At 44.3% G+C, this 1,587-nt stretch carries 1 protein-coding gene; it reads right to left on the minus strand.

Going from position 1 to position 1,587, the window contains the following annotated elements:
• A partial coding sequence (locus H9Y04_RS48995) for a sugar porter family MFS transporter (RefSeq protein ID WP_187820133.1) occupies nt 1-1,587 on the minus strand: 1,587 nt, incomplete at both ends.

The raw sequence follows: 1,587 nt of genomic DNA on the forward strand, positions 1-1,587 counted from the left end.
CCGATGATTGCGATTGAAGCATGTTTTCGTCGTGCTTGGTGCTCATCTTCTCGGCAAGCTCGTGGTCCGACAACAAAGGAACGTGTGGTTGCCACTTGGAAGTCTTCCAAGCTGGGACCTTTTCTTCCCAAATTTGAGCAATTTCTTCCAAACGCTTACCCTTGGTTTCTGGGAAGAAGAAGAACACATGGATGAACATACATCCACAGAAAGTGGCATAGATACAGTATGTCTTCCAGGTGATGTTCTTGAAAGAAGATGGAGTGAACATACCAATGGCAAAGTTGAAAATCCAGTTGGCAGCGGTAGCAACAGCAGCTCCTCTTTGTCTCGATTGAGAGTCTCCCCAAACTTCAGAACAGTAAACCCAGATACCAACACCCCAGGTGGAAGCGAACGAAGCAACGAAAAGATAACAACATGCAATCACACCTTTAGCAGCAGATTTGTGCTTGTCAGGAATGGTAATTTTGACAGTGTCATTGAGGTCGTAAGGCTCAGAGTAAGTAGCCAAAATACCAGCCACACCAAATTGCCAAGCCATCATAGCAGCGGCACCAAATAACAACATCTTTCTTCTACCAACTCTGTCCAACAAGTACAAAGATGGAATGGTGACAACGGTGTTAATGATGTACTGGATAAGAGAAGGAATCAAGTTGGTGTCTCCCTCGTAACCAGCCATTTGGAAAATGTAGACAATGTAGTACATCATGACGTTCATACCGGTCAATTGTTGCCAGATTTGAGCAGAGATGGCGGTGATGGTTCTTGGAAGGTATTTCTTGGAAAACAAGTCGGCGTAGGTGAAAGCCTTGGCGTGCTCATCGAGCAACAATTGTTCCTTGATTTCGGAGATTTCAATCAACACATCGGGGTCTTCTCTGTTTCCCTTGGCTTGGATGTTGGCGACGATGATTTCGGCTTCCTCCCAGTATCCTTGTTTAGCCAACCATCTAGGAGACTCAGGAATGAAGAAACATCCCAAAAGCAAGAAAAGACCAGGAACAATCTGGACACCCCAGGGGATTCTAAATGAGCCCACAGCATCGATTTTGGAGCATCCGTAACCAATGAGGAACATGATGAAGATACCAAGAGTGACGGAGAATTGGAAGAATCCTCCAATGGTACCTCTGATCTTTCTTGGAGCCATTTCAGATCCGTAAACTGGAGCAACAGAAGATCCGAAACCAACACCAAAACCAGAAATGATACGACCAATGATCAATTGGGCAACATTCTGAGATGAACATTGGATAGCAGCACCAACACACCAGAGGAAACCACAAATGAGCAAAGAAGCTCTTCTTCCGAAAGGTTCAGAAACGAATGACGAAAGAAGAGAACCAAAAAATGAACCCAAAGACATAGCAGCAGTAATGAAACCCTGTAAATCAGACTTGGGGCTGTGGAAGAAGTTCAAGTATGGTGTTTGACCCACAAAAACCGACATCGATGAAATATCGAAACCAAACATGGCACCTGAAATACAGGAGATGGATGCAATAACATAAACATTGTATGTGTTTGGAGTCCTGTCGATGAAGTTTCTAAACTTCAAGGCCGGAGCCACTAATTTGTCTT

Source organism: Streptomyces polyasparticus, assembly GCF_014493765.1.
GTDB lineage: Bacteria > Actinomycetota > Actinomycetes > Streptomycetales > Streptomycetaceae > Streptomyces > Streptomyces polyasparticus.